General features: G+C 44.2%; 21 protein-coding genes. 19 read left to right on the top strand and 2 right to left on the bottom strand.

Features of this window, described 5'->3' with window-relative positions; genetic code table 11:
* Positions 1–6 precede the first annotated feature (6 nt).
* The 19 genes from fliN (at position 7) to Q4Q46_RS03945 (ending at position 17,130) form a co-directional block, all read left to right on the top strand.
* Positions 7–387, top strand: a complete 381-nt coding sequence (gene fliN / locus Q4Q46_RS04035) for a flagellar motor switch protein FliN (RefSeq protein WP_028761182.1) — start codon at positions 7–9, stop codon at positions 385–387.
* A 29-nt stretch (positions 388–416) separates the two neighbouring features.
* Positions 417–845, top strand: coding sequence for a flagellar biosynthetic protein FliO (gene fliO / locus Q4Q46_RS04030; RefSeq protein ID WP_261271464.1), 429 nt, complete (start codon positions 417–419; stop codon positions 843–845).
* Positions 842–1,588, top strand: a complete 747-nt coding sequence (gene fliP / locus Q4Q46_RS04025; protein ID WP_220590727.1) for a flagellar type III secretion system pore protein FliP — start codon at positions 842–844, stop codon at positions 1,586–1,588. Before fliO ends, fliP begins: the two co-directional genes overlap by 4 nt.
* 18 nt (positions 1,589–1,606) lie before the next feature.
* On the top strand, positions 1,607–1,876 hold the full coding sequence (fliQ, locus tag Q4Q46_RS04020; RefSeq protein ID WP_106651069.1) for a flagellar biosynthesis protein FliQ: 270 nt from the start codon (positions 1,607–1,609) through the stop codon (positions 1,874–1,876).
* 4 nt (positions 1,877–1,880) lie between these two features.
* A complete protein-coding gene (gene fliR, locus Q4Q46_RS04015; protein ID WP_311905296.1) occupies positions 1,881–2,678 on the top strand; it encodes a flagellar biosynthetic protein FliR in 798 nt (265 codons plus the stop codon).
* A gap of 18 nt (positions 2,679–2,696) precedes the next feature.
* The gene (gene flhB, locus Q4Q46_RS04010; protein ID WP_311905295.1) at positions 2,697–3,827 is read left to right on the top strand and encodes a flagellar biosynthesis protein FlhB; all 1,131 of its coding nucleotides are present in this window, start codon (positions 2,697–2,699) and stop codon (positions 3,825–3,827) included.
* A 108-nt stretch (positions 3,828–3,935) separates the two neighbouring features.
* Positions 3,936–6,035 carry a flagellar biosynthesis protein FlhA gene (flhA, locus tag Q4Q46_RS04005; protein ID WP_311905294.1) on the top strand — a complete coding sequence of 700 codons (2,100 nt, stop codon included), beginning with the start codon at positions 3,936–3,938 and terminating at the stop codon, positions 6,033–6,035.
* Between the two features lie 11 nt (positions 6,036–6,046).
* The gene (flhF, locus tag Q4Q46_RS04000; protein WP_311905293.1) at positions 6,047–7,429 is read left to right on the top strand and encodes a flagellar biosynthesis GTPase FlhF; all 1,383 of its coding nucleotides are present in this window, start codon (positions 6,047–6,049) and stop codon (positions 7,427–7,429) included.
* Positions 7,430–7,433: 4 nt separating this feature from the next.
* Positions 7,434–8,315, top strand: coding sequence for a MinD/ParA family protein (locus Q4Q46_RS03995; protein WP_006082389.1), 882 nt, complete (start codon positions 7,434–7,436; stop codon positions 8,313–8,315).
* Complete coding sequence (locus Q4Q46_RS03990; RefSeq protein WP_028761175.1) at positions 8,308–9,021, top strand: RNA polymerase sigma factor FliA; 714 nt, start codon at positions 8,308–8,310, stop codon at positions 9,019–9,021. Before Q4Q46_RS03995 ends, Q4Q46_RS03990 begins: the two co-directional genes overlap by 8 nt.
* Positions 9,022–9,068: 47 nt before the next feature.
* Positions 9,069–9,452, top strand: a complete 384-nt coding sequence (gene cheY, locus Q4Q46_RS03985; RefSeq protein ID WP_007649667.1) for a chemotaxis response regulator CheY — start codon at positions 9,069–9,071, stop codon at positions 9,450–9,452.
* A gap of 13 nt (positions 9,453–9,465) precedes the next feature.
* Entirely contained in the window at positions 9,466–10,203 is a 738-nt protein-coding gene (locus tag Q4Q46_RS03980) for a protein phosphatase CheZ (RefSeq protein WP_261271460.1), read from the top strand.
* Between the two features lie 15 nt (positions 10,204–10,218).
* Positions 10,219–12,450: a chemotaxis protein CheA gene (locus Q4Q46_RS03975; protein WP_311905292.1), complete on the top strand. Its 2,232-nt coding sequence runs from the start codon at positions 10,219–10,221 to the stop codon at positions 12,448–12,450.
* A gap of 20 nt (positions 12,451–12,470) precedes the next feature.
* Positions 12,471–13,598 carry a protein-glutamate methylesterase/protein-glutamine glutaminase gene (locus Q4Q46_RS03970; RefSeq protein WP_006085600.1) on the top strand — a complete coding sequence of 376 codons (1,128 nt, stop codon included), beginning with the start codon at positions 12,471–12,473 and terminating at the stop codon, positions 13,596–13,598.
* 13 nt (positions 13,599–13,611) lie between these two features.
* Positions 13,612–14,151 (top strand): membrane anchored protein in chemotaxis locus, encoded by a 540-nt coding sequence (locus Q4Q46_RS03965; protein ID WP_311905384.1) that lies wholly within the window; start codon positions 13,612–13,614, stop codon positions 14,149–14,151.
* A 67-nt stretch (positions 14,152–14,218) separates the two neighbouring features.
* Entirely contained in the window at positions 14,219–15,010 is a 792-nt protein-coding gene (locus tag Q4Q46_RS03960; RefSeq protein WP_106651060.1) for a ParA family protein, read from the top strand.
* Positions 14,994–16,001: a chemotaxis protein CheW gene (locus Q4Q46_RS03955; RefSeq protein ID WP_311905291.1), complete on the top strand. Its 1,008-nt coding sequence runs from the start codon at positions 14,994–14,996 to the stop codon at positions 15,999–16,001. The genes Q4Q46_RS03960 and Q4Q46_RS03955 overlap by 17 nt, the downstream gene beginning before the upstream one ends.
* A gap of 7 nt (positions 16,002–16,008) precedes the next feature.
* Positions 16,009–16,503: a chemotaxis protein CheW gene (locus Q4Q46_RS03950; protein ID WP_006082380.1), complete on the top strand. Its 495-nt coding sequence runs from the start codon at positions 16,009–16,011 to the stop codon at positions 16,501–16,503.
* Between the two features lie 228 nt (positions 16,504–16,731).
* The gene (locus tag Q4Q46_RS03945) at positions 16,732–17,130 is read left to right on the top strand and encodes a DUF2802 domain-containing protein (RefSeq protein ID WP_006082379.1); all 399 of its coding nucleotides are present in this window, start codon (positions 16,732–16,734) and stop codon (positions 17,128–17,130) included.
* Positions 17,131–17,209: 79 nt separating this feature from the next.
* Here the strand turns inward: Q4Q46_RS03945 and Q4Q46_RS03940 are convergent, their stop codons facing one another.
* The gene (locus Q4Q46_RS03940) at positions 17,210–17,518 is read right to left on the bottom strand and encodes an EscU/YscU/HrcU family type III secretion system export apparatus switch protein (protein WP_106651058.1); all 309 of its coding nucleotides are present in this window, start codon (positions 17,516–17,518) and stop codon (positions 17,210–17,212) included.
* A gap of 42 nt (positions 17,519–17,560) precedes the next feature.
* Positions 17,561–19,492: a hypothetical protein gene (locus Q4Q46_RS03935; RefSeq protein WP_311905290.1), complete on the bottom strand. Its 1,932-nt coding sequence runs from the start codon at positions 19,490–19,492 to the stop codon at positions 17,561–17,563.
* Between the last annotated feature and the right edge of the window lie 107 nt (positions 19,493–19,599).

Genomic DNA, 19,599 nt, shown 5'->3' with positions numbered 1-19,599 from the left:
AGTAAGATGAGCACAGACGATACGGATGATTGGGCTGCAGCAATGGCAGAACAAGCCTTAGAAGAAGCTAACGCGATTGAGCTCGATGAATTAGTTGATGATTCGAGACCTATCTCTAAAGCAGAAGCGGCGAAATTAGACACTATTTTAGATATCCCAGTCACTATCTCTATGGAAGTGGGCCGTAGCTATATCAGTATTCGTAACTTGTTGCAGTTAAACCAAGGTTCTGTGGTTGAGCTCGACAGAGTTGCGGGTGAACCTTTAGATGTGATGGTTAACGGTACGCTGATTGCGCATGGTGAGGTTGTGGTTGTAAACGATAAATTCGGTATTCGTTTAACTGATGTGATCAGTCAAACCGAGCGAATTAAAAAGCTTAAATAATTGTCTCATCAACGAAAGTTGGAACCAGAATGACTATTTCGGTAATACTCAGTTTAGCTGCAGTATCTCAAGCAAAAACTGAGAGTCTTGTAGGCGATAGTGCTCAAGGTGTAACAGCAGTGACATCTTCGGCCGCAAAAATGGCTGAACCTTCTCAAGTCGCAACCCTAGCGAGTATGTTAGGTGGCTTAATTCTGGTTTTACTCTTAATTTTTGCGTTAGCTTATTTATTAAGACGGTTCAATTTAGTTCCCACGACCAACGGTGTTTTAAAAACCATAGCCGTGACTTCGCTCGGTCAGAAAGAGCGTTTAGTCTTAGTGCAGGTGGGGGAGCAGCAATATTTACTTGGCGTTAGCTCGCAGCAGGTGAGTTTGATTGATAAGTTAGTTGAACCTATTCATATAGAGTCTGATTCCTTTGCGAGTCGGCTACGTCAGGCGAAATCAAAACAATGATAACACGTATCCTCGCGTTAGTTGGGTTCGTTATTCTGTTATGCATGCCGTCGGCATGGGCCGCTGATGGTGTTTTGCCTGCAGTGACTGTAACAACAGGACCAGACGGCTCCACAGAATACTCAGTCACAATGCAGATTTTACTGCTGATGACATCGCTGAGTTTTTTACCTGCGATGCTCATCATGTTGACCTCTTTCACGCGGATCATCATTGTTCTGTCTATATTACGTCAAGCTATTGGCTTACAACAAACACCTTCCAATCAAGTATTAATTGGCATGAGTTTATTCATGACCTTTTTTATTATGGCGCCGGTATTTGACCGGATTTATGACGAAGGGGTTAAGCCTTACATTGAGGAGCAGTTAACCCTGCAGCAAGCGTTCGAAAAAGGTAAAGAACCAATAAGAAGCTTTATGTTAGGGCAAGTTAGGACCACAGACTTAAAAACCTTTATTGAGATTTCAGGCTACAAAAACATTAAGTCGCCTGAAGAAGCCCCGATGAGTGTGCTGATCCCCGCCTTTATTACCAGCGAGCTGAAAACAGCTTTTCAAATTGGCTTTATGTTGTTCGTGCCGTTTTTAGTGTTAGATCTAGTGGTGGCCAGTATCTTAATGGCCATGGGTATGATGATGTTATCTCCTATGATAGTGTCGCTACCGTTTAAGATCATGTTGTTTGTGCTCGTCGATGGTTGGAGCTTAGTTCTAGGGACATTAGCGAATAGTTTCGGGTAGCCAAGGGAGAGTACGCACATGAGTCCAGAGGCGCTGATTGATATTTTTCGTGAAGCTCTATCCGTAATTGTTATTATGGTGTCAGCTATTGTATTACCAGGGCTGGGTATTGGTTTGATTGTCGCCGTGTTTCAAGCCGCGACTTCGATTAACGAGCAAACCTTAAGTTTTCTTCCGCGTTTAATCATAACGCTGCTTGCGCTAATGTTTATGGGGCATTGGTTGGTTGAAACTTTGATGGACTTTTTTGTCGAGATGGTTAATCGCATTCCGCAAGTAATAGGCTAACCCAATGGAGCTGCTGCTCGATACGTTAGTGCAGACCATTGCCGCTTATATGTGGCCGCTGTTTCGGGTCGCGAGTATGCTAATGGTTATGGTGGTGTTTGGGGCAGCAACCACTCCAACTCGTGTGCGTCTATTATTGGCCATGGCGATTACCATTGCGATCGCGCCAGTCCTTCCTCCGGTTCAAAATGCCGATCTATTTTCACTCAGTGCAGTATTTATTACTGCGCAGCAAATCATTATTGGTGTTGCCATGGGGTTTGTTACTCAAATGGTGATGCAAGTTTTTGTATTAACCGGCCAGATTATTGGTATGCAAACCAGTCTCGGGTTTGCCTCTATGGTTGATCCAGGTTCGGGTCAGCAAACACCCGTTATTGGTAACTTTTTTCTATTATTGGCGACATTAATCTTCTTAGCCGTCGATGGACATCTATTAATGATCCGTATGTTGGTAGCGAGTTTTGAGACCCTACCCATTTCTAATCAAGGATTAACTCTCACTAGCTACCGCGCTTTAGCTGATTGGGGCTCGTATATGTTTGGTGCGGCATTAACTATGTCAATATCCGCGATTATTGCCTTGTTATTAGTGAACTTGTCCTTCGGTGTGATGACTCGCGCCGCGCCGCAATTAAACATTTTCTCTATTGGTTTTCCGATCACTATGATTGGCGGGTTATTTATTCTTTGGTTAACCTTAACGCCTGTTATGGCCCATTTCGATGAAGTGTGGGCTGCGGCTCAAGTGCTGCTTTGCGATATGTTAGCGCTTCAATGTAACGCCGATGGTTTGATATGACGGTATTAGGAGCTGCCCATGGCTGAAGAATCAAGCGGTGAACGCAGTGAGGAACCCACAGGGAGGCGTCTTGAACAGGCGCGGGAAAAAGGACAGATTGCGCGTTCGAAAGAACTCGGTACAGCAGCGGTATTAATTTCTGCTGCGTGTGGTTTTTATATGCTAGGTCCAAGTCTAGCCAAGAGTTTAACTCGGGTGTTTGAGACTGTTTTTACCATGGACAGGGCGCAAGTTTTTGATACTGAAGAAATGTTTAATGTTTGGGGTGTTGTCGCGGGTGAAATCGTCTGGCCCATGGCAAAAATAATGCTGTTAATTGTGGTTGTTGCTTTTATTGGCAACGTGGCTTTAGGTGGAATGAATTTCTCGACCCAAGCTATGATGCCTAAGGCCAGTAAAATGAGCCCTGCAGCAGGTTTGAAGCGTATGTTCGGTGTGCAGGCGCTAGTTGAGCTGACGAAAGGGATTGCCAAGTTTTCTGTGGTGGCATTTTCTGCATATTTATTACTGAGCTTTTATTTCAATGAAATTCTGTTGTTGTCTAGTGATCATCTTCCTGGCAATGTTTACCACGCATTAGATTTGCTCGTGTGGATGTTTATCCTGTTGTGCTGCTCTATTTTGTTAATTGTCGTCATCGATGTTCCATTTCAACTTTGGAATCACAATAAGCAACTCAAGATGACCAAACAAGAAGTAAAGGATGAGTATAAAGATACTGAAGGGAAGCCTGAAGTTAAAGGACGGGTACGGCAGATGCAACGCGAGTTGGCTCAGCGTCGAATGATGGCTGAAGTACCCAATGCCGATGTCATCGTCGTTAACCCTGAGCATTTTGCGGTAGCGATTAAATATGACGTGCAGCGTTCAGTCGCGCCTTTTGTTGTTGCTAAAGGTGTTGATGATGTCGCATTTAAAATTCGTGAGATTGCCCGCGCCCATAATGTGACAATCGTCTCTGCTCCGCCATTAGCAAGAGCTATATACCATACAACTAAGTTGGATCAACAAATCCCTGAAGGACTGTTTACTGCTGTGGCGCAGATTTTGGCCTATGTGTTCCAGTTGCGCCAATACCAAAAAGGTCGAGGTCGAAAGCCTATTCCTATCCCTCTTAATCAACCCATTCCTGATGAGTTAAAATATTAAGGTCTAAGCGAAAAATTCTTTTAAGCCGTGATATTATTGTGCGCCAATAAGCTATTGGCCTACTTTTTGCTTTTATGCTGCCATACGTCAAAGTTTAGGTAATTATGAATGGATGTTAGAGCGACCTTAGGTCAGGTAAAACAAATGCGCTTGAGTACGTTTAAAGGTATAGGCACTCCTATACTCGTACTCGCAGCATTGGCCATGATAGTTTTACCTATCCCTCCATTCTTACTAGACATACTTTTTTCATTCAACATAGCCTTAGCGCTCATCGTATTATTAGTCGCTATTTATACCGATAGACCGTTGGATTTTGCCGCTTTCCCGAGCGTCTTGTTAGTGGCGACTCTACTTCGCCTTGCTCTGAACGTCGCTTCAACTCGTGTGGTTTTACTCGAAGGCCATAATGGTGGCGATGCGGCAGGTAAGGTGATTGAAGCCTTCGGTTCCGTGGTGATTGGTGGTAACTATGCCGTTGGTTTAGTTGTATTCATCATTTTGATTATCATCAACTTTGCGGTAGTGACTAAAGGTGCTGGTCGTATCGCTGAAGTGAGCGCCCGCTTTACCTTAGATGCTATGCCTGGCAAGCAAATGGCAATCGATGCCGATTTAAATGCCGGGACTTTGAATCAAGATCAAGCAAGATTACGTCGCGCCGAAGTGACCCGTGAAGCTGATTTTTATGGTGCGATGGACGGTGCTTCAAAGTTCGTAAAAGGTGATGCTATTGCGGGTATCATGATTTTAGTGATCAACATCTTAGGTGGTTTCATCATAGGTATTGTTCAGCATGGCTTAAGTTTCTCAGAAGCGGTTGAAATTTATACCTTGCTGACTATCGGTGATGGTCTGGTGGCGCAGATCCCTGGGTTATTATTGTCAATCGCAGCAGCATTGATGGTAACCCGTCAAAATGAATCCGGTGATATGGGCCAAATGATGATGAGTCAGATGTTTGACAGTCATAAGTCATTGGGTATTGCTGCCGGAGTCCTATTTGTCATGGGAATCGTTCCTGGTATGCCGCATATGGCGTTCTTAAGTTTTGCTTTTATGACGGCAGGTGCCGCCTATTTTGTCTATAAACGTAATGAATCAAAACGCATTAAAGCCCTAGAACTTGTTAAGTCTGGTCCTGTAGAGAGGCAAGATAAAGAGCCTAAAGAGTTGGGCTGGGATGATGTGCATCATGTTGATACTATTGGGCTTGAGGTGGGATATCGTTTAATTCCGCTGGTCGATAAAGGTCAAGGTGGCGAGTTATTAAGCCGTATCAAAGGCGTACGTAAAAAGTTATCCCAAGAACTGGGCTTCTTAGTGCCAGCGGTGCATATTCGCGATAACTTAGATTTGTCGCCTAATGCCTATCGCATTTCATTAATGGGCGTAGTTGTTGGTGAGGCGGATATTCGACACGACTGCGAATTGGCGATTAACCCTGGCCAAGTCTATGGCAAGCTCGATGGTATTGAAACGCGTGACCCAGCTTTTGGTCTTGAAGCGGTATGGATTGCCCCTGAATTACGTGAGCATGCCCAAACATTAGGGTATACGGTTGTTGACGCCGCTACGGTTGTAGCAACCCATATTAGCCAATTGCTGACCAATAATGCAGCTAAGTTGTTAGGTTACGAAGAAGTGCAACAACTGATGGATATGCTTGCGAAACACTCGCCTAAACTGGTGGATGGCTTTATTCCTGATGTCATGCCACTCGGACATGTCGTAAAAGTGATGCAGAACCTGTTAAATGAAGGGGTTTCAGTCAGAGACTTGCGTACAATAGTGCAAACTTTGTTAGAATACGGCACTAAGAGTAATGACACTGAAGTTTTGACCGCCGCGGTGCGTATTGCATTGAAACGTATGATAGTCCAAGAGATCTCTGGTCCAGAGTTAGAAATCCCCGTCATTACATTGGCGCCAGAGTTGGAACAGATGTTGCATCAATCAATGCAGGCAACCGGTGGTGATGGTCCAAATATTGAACCCGGTCTTGCAGAACGCATGCAGCAGTCCCTTGCCGATGCGGCTCAGAAGCAAGAAATGGTCGGACAACCCGCCATATTGTTGACGTCAGGTATGTTACGCGCGACGCTGTCACGCTTTGTTAAACATACTATTCCTAATCTCAGAGTCATTTCGTATCAAGAAATACCTGATGAGAAGCAAATACGTATCGTATCTGCAGTCGGCCAGTAGAGGACGCATAAGTGAAGATTAAACGATTTTTTGCCAAAGACATGCGCGCCGCACTGGCCCAAGTGAAAGAAACACTCGGCTCAGATGCCGTCATTATGTCAAATAAGAAAGTGAATGGTGGCATCGAAATTGTCGCTGCCGTTGACTATGATGAGCCTAAAGCAAAAACCGCAGCTACTGCGCCAGCGCCAACCTTTATGGACGTGAGTGACGACCTCGTATCCCTAGGGGCTAAGCAGCCTATACGAGTAGAAACCCGTGCAAAGCTTGCGGCACCTGCTGACTCATTACAAGCCTTGTTAGAGAAGCAGCAAAGTCGTTTGAATCAACAGATGTCGCATCAGCAAGTTGATGCAGATTTACCTGCATGGGCTAAGGGCTTACAAGCGCCGGCTACTGCCAAAGTAGAGCGTCGCGAAGCGCCTGCCGCTTTTGATAAGAAGCCACAAACATCACAGAAACAAAATGCCGATATTGAGGCAATGCGTGATGAGCTAGCTTCATTGCGTAATTTGTTAACACATCAAGTGTCCTCTTTGATGACAGAACATAAAAAACGTATCGACCCCGTCGGTGCTATGCTCGAAGCCAAGTTACTTGAGGCTGAATTTTCCCCTGCGGTTGCCAATAAATTAGCGGCGCTGAGCCAACATTATACGCCTGCAGAATTAGTCAGAGCCTTACCTCAAAGTTTAGCTAATATGCTTGATAATCAAGGTGATGATATTGTTAAACAGGGCGGGGTGGTTGCATTGGTGGGGCCAACGGGTGTGGGTAAAACCACGTCATTAGCTAAACTTGCGGCCCGTTTTGCCGCTCATCATGGTGCAGAGCATGTTGCTTTGATAACGACAGACCATTATCGCATCGGAGCCTATGAGCAATTAGCAACTTATGGCAAAATAATGGGCTGCCCTGTAAAGCAAGCTCATGATCTGAATGAATTAGAGCAAATTCTTTATCAGTTTAGGAATCGCAAGCTAGTATTGATAGATACGGCTGGCATGGGACAGCGAGATATGCGTCTTTACCAGCAACTTGATAATTTAACTGCAAATAGCAGGATACCTATCCGCAGTTATCTGGTACTGTCTGCGACAGGGCAGCGCCGTGTATTGCAAGATGCAGTCAATCATTTTAAACGCATTCCCCTATCTGGTGTCGTTCTTACAAAACTCGATGAATCTGTGTCGTTAGCAGGGGCATTAAGTGTGTTGATCCAAAACGGATTACCATTAAGTTATGTTACTGATGGGCAAAGAGTTCCTGAAGATATGAAAGTTGCGGATACCTTAGATTTAGCCCAACAGGCACTCGCAGCGTTAGATAGTACAGAACAACAATCATTACAAGACACAGCGTGGTCAGATAATATGGCCTGTGCATTTGAGTAGATTTATGACCCTGGATCAAGCAAGTGGTTTACGTATGATGAATCAACCCTATAACGAAAAAGTGAAAGTAATCGCGGTCACAGGTGGTAAAGGTGGCGTTGGCAAAACCAGCGTTTCCATTAATACAGCTGTGGCATTAGCCGAAAAAGGCAAGCGTGTCTTGGTACTTGATGCTGACCTTGGCTTAGCAAACGTCGATGTCATGCTGGGTATTCGTGCCGAGCGTAACCTCTCCCATGTTCTCTCTGGTGATGCAGAGCTTGACGATATTATCGTTCGCGGCCCTAAGGGAATTGGCATAGTGCCAGCCACTTCAGGGACGCAAGGGATGGTGGAATTAAGCCCAGCGCAGCATGCAGGGTTAATTCGCGCTTTCAGTGAGATGCGGACTCAGTTTGATATTCTAGTCGTAGATACTGCTGCTGGGATTTCAGATATGGTGCTCAGTTTCTCACGTGCATCGCAGGATGTGCTGGTCGTTGTTTGTGATGAACCCACATCGATAACTGATGCCTACGCCCTGATAAAAATCCTCAGCCGTGAGCATGGCGTGTTCCGTTTTAAAATAGTTGCCAATATGGTGCGTAGTTTACGCGAAGGTATGGAATTATTTGCTAAACTCAGTAAAGTGACCGACAGATTTTTAGATGTCGCCCTTGAATTAGTTGCAACTATTCCATTTGACGAAAACTTACGTAAATCAGTTCGTAAGCAAAAACTGGTAGTTGAAGCTTATCCTAAATCACCAGCGGCGATTGCGTATCAAGGATTGGCAAATAAAATTCTGAGCTGGCCTGTACCGCAGCAACCTGGTGGGCATTTGGAGTTTTTCGTTGAGCGTTTAGTGCAACGACCAGATTTTCAAGAGGAAAAAACGAGTGAATAAAGCCGCTGCGTATACTTGTTTAGACAATAAATCGTCGATCGTTGAACAGTATGCTCCGTTGGTGAAAAGAATTGCGCATCATTTACTCGCCAGACTACCTGCCTCAGTGCAGCTAGATGATTTACTCCAAGCTGGGATGATGGGTTTATTAGAAGCATCATCCAAGTTTGATGGTGGCAAGGGTGCGAAATTTGAAACCTTCGCCGGCATACGTATACGAGGGGCGATGTTAGATGAAATTCGCCGTGGTGATTGGGTGCCTCGTTCCGTTCATCGTAATAACCGCAAGGTTGCACATGCTATTGATGAGTTAGAGCAAGAACTGGGCCGTGATGCACGCGACACAGAAATTGCAGAAAAACTTGATATGACGCTCGATGAGTACCATCATATTCTTAACGATGTTTCTGTCGGAAAAATCATAGGGATAGAAGACTTAGGCGTATCTCAGGATATACTTACAGTGAGTGATCGGTCCGATGATGACTCTTTTGAAGCATTAGCTGAGAACCAATTTCATTCTGCGCTGGTTGAGGCAATTAAATTATTGCCTGAAAGAGATGCATTAGTGTTATCCCTGTACTACGATGAAGCATTGAATTTAAAAGAGATTGGCGCCATTCTTGAGGTCAGTGAATCGCGTGTTAGCCAGATATTAAGTCAGGCAATGTTGCGATTGAAAGCTAAACTCAAGCACTGGACATAAGTATAATTATTAATCGAGCACAGAATGTCAGCTCACCGGAGGAAACCTTGGACAAGAATATGAAGATTCTCATTGTTGACGATTTTTCGACAATGAGGCGTATCATCAAGAACTTGTTGCGAGACTTGGGGTTTAATAATACCCAAGAAGCAGACGATGGCTCAACAGCCCTGCCGATGTTGCAAAAGGGGGATTTTGATTTTGTTGTTACAGATTGGAATATGCCCGGTATGCAAGGCATCGATCTGTTAAAAGCAATTCGCGCAGATGATTCGCTAAAGCATTTACCCGTATTAATGGTGACAGCTGAAGCAAAACGTGAACAGATTATCGCTGCCGCTCAAGCGGGAGTGAATGGATATGTGGTTAAGCCTTTTACCGCTGCAACGCTGAAAGAGAAGCTAGATAAAATATTCGAACGACTCGCTTGAGCAAGGATGAGCTATGAAGTCACAAACATCAGGGCTCATCACGCTCGAACAAGCTCAGCACTTGGTTGAATTATTAAGTGTCGGTGAGCAACGTCAGGCAGATGATTTATTACGGGAGCTTGCTGCTCCACTGCAACGAGAATTATTTGAAGAGGTAGGGAAATTAACTCGGCAACTTCATAGCGCTTTAATGGATTTTCAAGTTGATAATCGTCTAGCTGAATTAGCCAATACAGAAATTCCCGATGCCAAACAACGTTTAAATTACGTTATTGACATGACTGAACAAGCGGCAAATAAAACCATGGATGCGGTAGAAGAATGTTTACCTTTGGCCAATGCCGTAACGGTAAATATTCAAAAAGTCATGCCATCTTGGGACAAATTAATGCGCCGAGAAATAGAACTCAGCGAGTTTAAGGTTCTTTGCCACGATGTCCAAGATCTTATGTCCCGTAGTTCAAATGACTCGACTCGACTGCGTGAATTGTTAAATCAAATATTGATGGCGCAAGATTTTCAAGACTTAACAGGACAAATGATACGTCGTGTTATTGATCTGGTTATGGAAGTTGAAAGCAATCTGGTTTCTATGCTGACGGTATTTGGTGAGCAACCTATGATTGAAACTCAGATTGCTCAGAAAAATAATATTGAAGCGGAAGGGCCGATAATGAATGCCGAGCTTCGTCAAGATGTAGTAACGGGTCAAGACGAAGTGGATGATCTTCTATCGAGTCTGGGTTTCTAACTGGGAGTCAATTTGATGGCCTTTGATGTAGATGAAGAGATACTCCAGGACTTTTTAATCGAAGCCGGTGAAATTTTAGAGCTTCTGCAAGAGCAACTCGTTGCGCTTGAAAATAATCCTGATGACACTAACTTGCTAAACGCCATTTTTAGAGGGTTCCACACCGTTAAAGGTGGCGCAGGCTTTCTTAGCTTAACTCCCATGGTCGATGTGTGTCATGAGGCTGAAAATACCTTCGATTTATTACGGACAGGCAAACGTAGCGTCAATGCAGAGCTGATGGATATTATTTTGCAGGCTGTTGATGCAATTAATACCATGTTTGCTCAAACGCAGCAGGGCGAGCAGCAAGATCCTGCCGATTCGGGTTTGTTGGCTAGGCTTAAAATGCTGAGTTCAGGTGCGCCATTGCCATCTGAAGTTGCGTCTGCAGAGGTGGTCGAAATTGTCGAACCTGAGCCTGTCGTTGAAACCATTGTTGAAACTCCCGTCCCACAAGACATCTCTATAGAGATAAGTCATAGCTCATCTTCAAGTATTGATGATATCAACGACGCTGAATTTGAAGCTTTATTAGATGCGCTTCATGGCTCAGGAAAAGGTCCTGCGGCGGCTACCGCCGTGGTCTCTGAACCTGTTGTCGCTAAGCCTGCGGCACAGGTTAAAGCGTCTCCTGCATCGGGCGATGACATCACTGATGACGAGTTTGAAGCATTGCTTGATGAACTTCACGGTTCTGGCAAGTTTAAAGTCGAGGCAGAAGTGCCGGCTAAACCAAAGGTTGTCGCCGCACCTACGCCTCAACCTATAGTCGATGCCGATGAAATTACTGATGATGAGTTTGAAAGATTACTTGATGAACTCCATGGTAAAGGCGGAGCACCTGCGAAAGCTGACGTAAAAGCGTCGCCAGTGACGCCAGCTGTGGCAGCTGCACCTAAAGCCGCAGTGACTCCTGAGCCTGCGAAAGTTGCAGCACTAGCCCCCGTTGTTGCCGCAAAACCGAAAGTAGACATCGCGGTTGTAGAGAAAGCGCCTGCTAAAGCAAGTTCAGCAAATGTGCCTCAAGGTGAAACCACGGTTCGTGTTGATACTGCACGACTCGACCAAATCATGAATATGGTCGGTGAGTTAGTATTAGTGCGTAATCGATTAGTGAGCTTAGGCATCAGTCGTGATGATGAGGAAATGTCTAAAGCCCTTGCGAACTTAGATCTCGTGACAGCCGATTTGCAAGGCGCGGTGATGAAAACCCGTATGCAACCGATCAAGAAAGTGTTTGGTCGGTTCCCTCGGGTAGTCCGTGATCTTGCGCGTACACTCAATAAAGAAATTGATTTGATTATGGTCGGTGAAGAAACTGACCTAGATAAAAACTTAGTTGAAGCGCTTGCCGATCCACTCGTCCACTTAGTGCGTAACTCGGTGGATCACGGTATTGAAATGCCAAATGAGCGTGAAGCCAGTGGCAAGCCGAGAACGGGTACAATTACCTTATCTGCAAGTCAGGAAGGTGACCATATACTGCTGAAAATCGAAGACGATGGCGCAGGTATGGACCCTGAAAAACTGAAAAAAATCGCGATAACACGTGGTGTACTTGATGAAGATTCAGCTTCGCGGATGACTGACAGCGAAGCTTATAATTTAATTTTTGCGCCAGGTTTTTCAACTAAGGTCGAAATTTCAGATATTTCTGGTCGTGGCGTTGGGATGGACGTGGTAAAAACCCGTATCACTCAGCTTAACGGCACAGTGCATATTGATTCTATGAAAGGTAAGGGCACGATACTTGAGATTAAAGTACCGTTAACGCTGGCGATTATGCCAACCTTAATGGTTGATGTCGCTAAACAAGTGTTTGCATTACCTCTGTCTAGCGTGAACGAGATATTTCATCTCGATCTTACTAAGACCAATATCGTCGATGGACAACTCACCGTCATAGTGCGTAACAAGGCTGTGCCTTTGTTCTATTTGGAGCACTGGCTGCATAGAAACAAAACCACCTTTAAACATGGCGATAAAAAGCATGGTCATGTGGTGATTGTACAATTAGGTATGATGCAAATTGGTTTTGTTGTGGATGCCCTAATAGGCCAAGAAGAGGTGGTGATTAAACCCCTTGGCGCTATGTTACACGGCACTCCTGGGATGGCTGGCGCGACGATTACATCGGATGGTGGTATCGCACTGATCTTAGATGTCCCTGGATTGTTAAAGCATTATGCGAAAAGTAAGAATTAGTTTCCAAGCTAAGGAATGGAATGGCCATTAAAGTATTAGTCGTTGATGACTCAAGTTTTTTCAGACGACGTGTTAGTGAAATAGTCAATCAAGATCCTGAACTGGAAGTTATCGCGACGGCCTCAAATGGGGCCGAAGCGGTGAAGATGGCTGCTGAACTTAATCCTCAAGTTATCACTATGGATATTGAGATGCCCGTGATGGATGGTATTACTGCCGTCCGTGAAATCATGGCTAAATGTCCGACGCCGATCTTGATGTTTTCTTCTTTAACCCATGATGGCGCTAAAGCGACGTTAGACGCTTTAGATGCTGGTGCGTTAGATTTTCTACCTAAACGTTTTGAAGACATTGCTACCAATAAAGATGATGCTATTTTATTGTTGCAGCAGAGAGTTAAGGCATTGGGACGCCGCAGAATGTTTCGCCCTATTGCACGTCCTGTCGTAGCTTCAACACCTAGCGTGCGCCCAACAAGTAGCGTTTTAGGGACAACGAGTATAGCGTCGCATACACCTGCCACTGCTCCTGTGAGGACCTCAACAGCAGCGTCGATTCGTGCAAGTGGTAAGCAGTATAAAATACTGCTGATCGGCACATCTACTGGTGGTCCAGTTGCTTTGCAAAAAATTCTTACTCAATTCCCGGCAAACTATCCGCATCCGATTTTATTAATCCAGCATATGCCCGCAGCTTTTACGCCAGCATTTGCAAGTCGTTTGAATGGCTTATGTAAGATTGAAGTAAAAGAGGCCGCTAATGGCGATCTTCTTAAACCGGGTTGTGCATATTTAGCGCCTGGCGGTATGCAAATGATGGTTGAACGTACTGGAGGTAGTGGTCGATTAAAAGTCATCGCTGGCAGTGCGGACATGAACTACAAGCCTTGCGTTGATATCACCTTTGCTTCTGCATCCAAAGCCTTTAGCGGTGACGTGCTTGCCGTTGTGCTAACTGGTATGGGCGCGGATGGCAGAGAAGGTGCCCGGATGTTGAAAGCAGTCGGTGCGACCATTTGGGCGCAGGATGAAGCCAGTTGTGTGGTTTATGGCATGCCGCAGGCTGTCGCTAGTGCTGGTATTGCCACTCAGTCGATTGCGTTAGACAACATGGCTGAATGCATTTTAAAAGAGTCTGTTCGTGTCTAAGAGTTTGCATCCGATGAGCACGAATAGTGTGCTCATCATTTTGCTGATGGCGATTGCTATTTTGTGTCTTGGTGCCTTGAGTCTCGATTATCGGCATAAAAATAGTTTGTTGAGAGAAGAGATAAAACGTTTGGAATCGACTCAGGTACTGTTAATGGTCCCTGACGAACAAGCTGAAGCAATTGCTGCTTGGTTAGCGTCTCATCCTGATCAAACTAAAGCTATGTTGCAATTGGCTACTCCTGGTGAACAAAAGGCTGTGACAATTGGTCCTGACTCTACCCAGATTAGTGTTCCGCCTTTGCTGAATAAGCAGAATTCTGGGGTGGATACGACGAAGGATAACGCTAATCAGCAACCTTTAGTTCCTACGCTGCTCCAGACGCCAAAAAAGGATGTCGAGACTGCGACTTCGCCTATTGAACCTAATCAGTCAATTGAACCGAAAAATGCACAGATGCTGCCAGTGGTGATTTCTGAAAATGCCGATGGAGTTAAAGTGATTAGTTTACCCAATGGTGGTATCCGAGTTACGACGAGAGAAGAGCAATAACCTTTGGAATGCGTGTTAAATATTCTCATTTATTAGCATTGAATCAATTTATGTGGGGGGTCACTTCTTGAAAGTCTGGACCATAGCGAATCAAAAAGGTGGTGTAGGCAAAACCACGACGGTTGCGAGTTTAGCGGGAACCTTAGCTAAGCGTGGCAAGCGTGTACTTATGATTGACACCGATCCACACGCTTCGCTAGGTTATTATTTAGGCATTGATTCTGAAGAGGTTCCTGGCTCTTTATTTGATGTGTTTCTGGCCCATAAAAGCCTCTCTAAAGAACTCGTTTTATCCCATGTAGTACCAACCTTAGTCGATGGTCTCGACTTGTTGCCGGCCACTATGGCATTGGCAACATTAGACAGAGCCTTAGGTCATCAAGAGGGGATGGGGTTAGTTTTACGTAATTTATTAGCGCTAGTTGCTGATGAATATGATGTGGCTATCGTTGATTGCCCACCCGTACTTGGTGTTTTAATGGTCAATGCCCTTGCGGCAAGTCAGCATATTATTATTCCCGTGCAGACTGAGTTTCTTGCCATTAAAGGGTTAGAGCGGATGATAAAAACGATGGAGTTGATGGGGCGATCTAAAAAGACGCGTTACAGCTATACTGTCGTGCCAACCATGTACGATAAACGTACTAAGGCATCACCCGCTGCTTTGCAAGTGCTGGGCACAGAATACACTGAAACCCTATGGAAGGACGTGATTCCAGTCGATACTAAGTTTAGAGATGCCAGTTTGGCACATTTACCCGCATCGCATTATGCGAGTGGATGTCGTGGCGTAAAAGCCTATGAAAGATTATTAGATTTCTTATTAGTTGGGGAGTTTGGCCATGTCAAAATCGGTTGATGAAACTGTTTTTGATTTTTTCGCATTATTGCTGCAGGAAGACGACGCTCCAAGTCAGGCGGTTTCTCCTCAAAGCATAGTAAAAGCTGACTCAAATCAAAATGTTGCCACTAATCAAACGGAGGCGGCATTACTTGATGCAGCCATCTTGGCTGAAAATGGTCGTACGGCTGCATCACAAGCTCATGAGAGGGCGATAACACCAACGGTACAGCTACAACCAAAAGCGACGCCAAGACAGCATGAGTTTGTTGCACCTGTAAGTAAGATTGCTTCTCAAGTGGATAAGCAAGCGCTAGAAAAATTGCTGGCGCCTGTACTTAAGACTAAAACAGTAGAACCGACACCATCTTTTGTCGAAGTTACGCCGACTGTTGATGTTCAACCCGTGGTAGAAGTACCACAAGCACGACCTGTTGTTGAAGAGCCAGTTATTGATGAAATAATTGCTGAAGAAGTCGTTGAGCCAGTGGTTGTGCCAGAAACACAAGTCGGTATTACGCCTCCTAGTGTGACAAAAGATTTGCAAGAAGTGCTCGATGATGAGTTTCAGGTACTATTCTTTAAAGTAGCAGGGCTGACATTGGCTGTGCCTTTGGTCAGTTTAGGCGGAATAGTTAAAATTGAGCGGATAAACCATATCTTTGGCAGACCCGCATGGTTTCTCGGTGTACAAACGCATAGGGAAGAGCAATTAAATATTGTTGACACTTGTGCGTGGGTTATGCCAGAAAAATACTCAGATAAACTGGCGCAATCGGTAAATTATCAATATCTTGTATTATTAGAAGACAGTAACTGGGGATTAACTTGTGAGTCCTTGGTCAATGCGGTAAAAATTAATAAATCGCAAGTCAACTGGCGTAGTCAAGCAGGCAAGCGCCCTTGGTTAGCGGGTGTAGTGAAAGAGCAGATGTGTGGCATTTTGCACGTACAAGCCTTAGTTGAAATGCTTAATGCGGGTTTAGGTTGTCAGGACTCAATTGGTTGAGGTAAACATGAAAGATACAAGAAATGTAGCAGCAGTCGCTGCAAGTAAAGATGATGCAGTATTACAATGGGTTACCTTTAAGTTAGACCATGAAACTTACGGCATCAACGTAATGCAAGTGCAGGAAGTATTGCGTTACACTGAAATCGCCCCCGTGCCCGGTGCACCTTATTACGTATTAGGCATCATTAACTTACGTGGTAACGTTGTCACAGTTATTGATACTCGCTCACGTTTTGGATTGCAATCTGCTGAAGTTGATGACTCAACTCGAATCGTTATCATTGAAGCTGAAAAGCAAGTCATTGGCATCTTAGTGGATAGTGTTGCAGAAGTGGTTTATCTACGCCGCTCTGAAATCGACAATGCGCCTAATGTTGGAACGGAAGAGAGTGCTAAATTTATTCAAGGTGTGAGTAATCGCGATAATGAGTTACTGATCTTAGTCGATCTTGACAAGTTATTATCCGATGAAGAATGGGCCGAACTGACTCAGATTTAATCAATTAGCGAGATAAGGCTGAATGATATCAATTCATTCAGCTATTTTGTGTATTTGCGAATAAATCGATGATGCTAATACTTTACAATTTACGGATAGGCAAAGTATTTTATCGCGGCTTGAACAATGGCTAATGATATTAAGTCATTTAAGTGCAGCACTTTGGAATAGATAATTCAGTTGGAATGCCTGCTAGTTTATGGCTATGAGTGAGTATAAGGATTTTTAATGGGCGATGAATTTTTGATCGCAGCTTTAGTCTATGTCATCGCATGCTTAGGATTAGTACTCTTTTTACAAAAACAATTGAGCAAACTAAGAAGTAAGGTCGAAGCCTTAACCGTTTTGGTCAAAGAAGGTGATCGTCAGCGAGAGTCGTTTAAGCGTGAGTTACAAGAGTTACGCAGTGGCACTATCGGAGTCGGTCGGCGTGTGATTGAGTTAGAAAAACGCCTACTTCAGCAGTCAGAACGGATAGAAGAGACGACTCAACAGGACCCACAGGCTAAACTTTATACTCGAGCCATGAAAATGGTGGCGCTTGGTGCTGGTGTGGATGAGTTGATTAAAGAATGCGAATTACCCAAAGCGGAAGCCGAGTTATTGATCCGACTTCATCGTAAATGATCGCATAGAATTGCAAGTGATTGATATTGAAGCTCTATTTGACTCTTAAAGCTAATTTGCCAAAATTAGCTTTTTTATTTTATGCCTTCTCAACAATTTTTTGATGCATATTATTCCATTGCTCGGGAAACTTACCGTCGAGCATATACACAAATGCGATCAGTTCGGCGATAAGCAAATAAAGTTCCTTAGGTATTTCATCCCCTAGTTCAAGCAACTGTAAAAAATGGCTTAGATGGGGATCTTGATGGATATAAACGCCGTTAGCCTTGGCTAAAGCAATAATCTCTTCTGCGATAAGCCCTTCACCTGTTGCCACAATTTTAGGCGCGTTATGACCATCATAGCTCAGCGCGACAGCTTGTTTAGGTTCTCTCTCTTCGCTCATTGGGTTATTCCTAAAGTATTCAAATTTAGTATCCTACCCTAGCTAAGCCTTCGTCTTGACGAGGAAATGATCACCAGGTAATAAGGTTGCTGGTACTTGCGCTATTTGTGTCGTGAGCTCGCCTGGTGTAAACCCTAGCTGTGACAGTTTTTGGCTTAAGGGCGTTAAAAAGTTATTGACCTTATTAAGTAGCATTTGGCTATTGCCTTTAAACTGGATATCTAACTGTTGATTGTGCTGCTGAGCAGCAATCAGCAGTGGACCTTGTGCTAAATTAAACTTGAGCTGTAAACGCCATCCTGCTTTTTTCTCTGGATCATCTGAATCAACTTCTTGCTCAAATTTACCTTCCAATTGCTCGTGGCGTTGATTAATGCCATAGGGCAGGGCAAAGAACCAGACTAAATTGCCTGCATTCTCATTGCTTGCCTGTTGGTACAAATGTAAGTTTGAGGCCAATTGCCCCATGCTATCAAGACCGCCAGCTTTACTTAGTTGGCCAAGTTGTTTAGTGGAAAAGCCGACTTTGGCTTGCAGTTGCTCAAGATAATCGGCCAATTTCTTACTCATTGAATTCGAACTATTATTAGCCTTAAAGCCTAGTAGTAGTTGAAATAGTGAGGTAATCGCACTGGCATTCATAAACATTGAGGCTTGATTTGACAGAGGTGTGGCAAGGTTAAGACTCGTTAGCCCGAGGATATTGGCCTTGAGCTCATCTAAATCATTTAACTGACTGAGTGGCGGTAATCCTATATGCGGTAAGTGCTTTAACAACTCTGATGCTAAATTTGAGCTGTTGTTAGAACGGGACAACTCAATAGGAAGTGCCCCCGCTTTATTAAACGCTTTTTGCAAAACATCAGCCACCTTCATAGGGCTGTCAGTTTTAACGTCACTAGCTTTTAGTCCATTTTTAAGGCCACTGGAACCCAAAATATCCTTTAGCTTGTTTACATCTGCAGTATAGGCCCCAAGTGTTTCTTGAGGTGCTTTACTTAATGAATCAGCAATGCCATGAGGCAAGTTATTTTTACTATTTGTTTCTGTACTGATTGTGGATGGCGAGGGTTGACTCACAAGCCGATTTATATTGTCTGAGTTTAGAGAACTGACTAAAGGACTTTTTTCTAAACCTTTTGGCATTGACGTTATGGCTTGCACATTGAAAGTATTGGGAGAACTGGCTGAATTAGTAGCCTGTGGCGTATTTGCTTTACCTTGAAGTTGCGTGACCTCAGTTTTGGGTATGATGTCTTGTTTTGTTGTCTCAGGTAAAGAAACGATAGCTTCAAGTTTTTTTAAAAAGGAAGCGATGATCTGAACCGGTTCAACTTTGGCGATCACTATGTCAGAAGACAATTTATTTGTGGGAACCTGAGTTTCATTTACTGGCGCCCCAATAACGATTTCGAGTTTGCTCTGTATTGGGGTGAGTAATAAAATAGGCCGCCCTTGCTGAAAGGCTATTTTTGCTAAGAATTCACCTTGATTCAGCTGAGGTCCAGGATCTTGTGCTACAACAGTGCCATTAGCAAATTGAAACGCTTTGTTAATAATAGTGACGTTCGGTAACGGGTAGCCTTGAGTTCGAGCCGCAAGAGCTGAAAGCTGTGTCTGAGATATGCCATTTTGTTGCGCCAAATTGATAACAGCCTCTGGAACTTTCAGCGCAATAGGCGTGGCTAGAGCAAGCAGTTGGCTGATGGGATTTTGAGTCGCTGTGGTTGTTGGTGGCGTGTTTTGCGTATTAGGCGTGACTAGAAAAGTATTAGCTGTCAATAATATTTGCCGCTGCTGAGCGTTAACAAGCTTTAAATTATATTCTGTACCGTTTAGAATAATACTATCTCCTTCAGGCGAGGTTTGCACCTGAGCTGGAATAGGGCGCGGAGAAGCATTGAGAGCATCAGCTTGGGCTGTCGCAGTATGTAACTGCGGGTTTTGACTGCTAACAAGTGGAATTGACTCCATTTATAGACCTTATATAGTTTATTCGGCGATACATTCGTTTTGTAAAATTAACAATTGACCAATTTTTTTTGCCAAGTATGCTTATGCGCCTTGTGACAACGGAACTG

Source organism: Shewanella vaxholmensis, from assembly GCF_031932135.1.
Lineage (GTDB): Bacteria > Pseudomonadota > Gammaproteobacteria > Enterobacterales > Shewanellaceae > Shewanella > Shewanella hafniensis.
This window is presented reverse-complemented; position numbering and strand designations above follow the sequence as displayed.

Bases quoted from the DNA above. Each gene is read 5' to 3' on its own strand.
- Q4Q46_RS03975 (WP_311905292.1), top strand. From the start codon at position 10,219: ATGGCCTTTGATGTAGATGAAGAGATACTCCAGGACTTTTTAATCGAA.
- Q4Q46_RS03970 (WP_006085600.1), top strand. From the start codon at position 12,471: ATGGCCATTAAAGTATTAGTCGTTGATGACTCAAGTTTTTTCAGACGA.
- flhB (WP_311905295.1), top strand. From the start codon at position 2,697: ATGGCTGAAGAATCAAGCGGTGAACGCAGTGAGGAACCCACAGGGAGG.
- fliP (WP_220590727.1), top strand. From the start codon at position 842: ATGATAACACGTATCCTCGCGTTAGTTGGGTTCGTTATTCTGTTATGC.
- fliN (WP_028761182.1), top strand. From the start codon at position 7: ATGAGCACAGACGATACGGATGATTGGGCTGCAGCAATGGCAGAACAA.
- Q4Q46_RS03980 (WP_261271460.1), top strand. From the start codon at position 9,466: ATGAAGTCACAAACATCAGGGCTCATCACGCTCGAACAAGCTCAGCAC.
- Q4Q46_RS03935 (WP_311905290.1), bottom strand. From the start codon at position 19,492: ATGGAGTCAATTCCACTTGTTAGCAGTCAAAACCCGCAGTTACATACT.
- fliR (WP_311905296.1), top strand. From the start codon at position 1,881: ATGGAGCTGCTGCTCGATACGTTAGTGCAGACCATTGCCGCTTATATG.
- fliO (WP_261271464.1), top strand. From the start codon at position 417: ATGACTATTTCGGTAATACTCAGTTTAGCTGCAGTATCTCAAGCAAAA.
- Q4Q46_RS03955 (WP_311905291.1), top strand. From the start codon at position 14,994: ATGTCAAAATCGGTTGATGAAACTGTTTTTGATTTTTTCGCATTATTG.
- Q4Q46_RS03950 (WP_006082380.1), top strand. From the start codon at position 16,009: ATGAAAGATACAAGAAATGTAGCAGCAGTCGCTGCAAGTAAAGATGAT.
- Q4Q46_RS03995 (WP_006082389.1), top strand. From the start codon at position 7,434: ATGACCCTGGATCAAGCAAGTGGTTTACGTATGATGAATCAACCCTAT.
- fliQ (WP_106651069.1), top strand. From the start codon at position 1,607: ATGAGTCCAGAGGCGCTGATTGATATTTTTCGTGAAGCTCTATCCGTA.
- Q4Q46_RS03940 (WP_106651058.1), bottom strand. From the start codon at position 17,518: ATGAGCGAAGAGAGAGAACCTAAACAAGCTGTCGCGCTGAGCTATGAT.
- Q4Q46_RS03965 (WP_311905384.1), top strand. From the start codon at position 13,612: ATGAGCACGAATAGTGTGCTCATCATTTTGCTGATGGCGATTGCTATT.
- flhA (WP_311905294.1), top strand. From the start codon at position 3,936: ATGGATGTTAGAGCGACCTTAGGTCAGGTAAAACAAATGCGCTTGAGT.
- Q4Q46_RS03945 (WP_006082379.1), top strand. From the start codon at position 16,732: ATGGGCGATGAATTTTTGATCGCAGCTTTAGTCTATGTCATCGCATGC.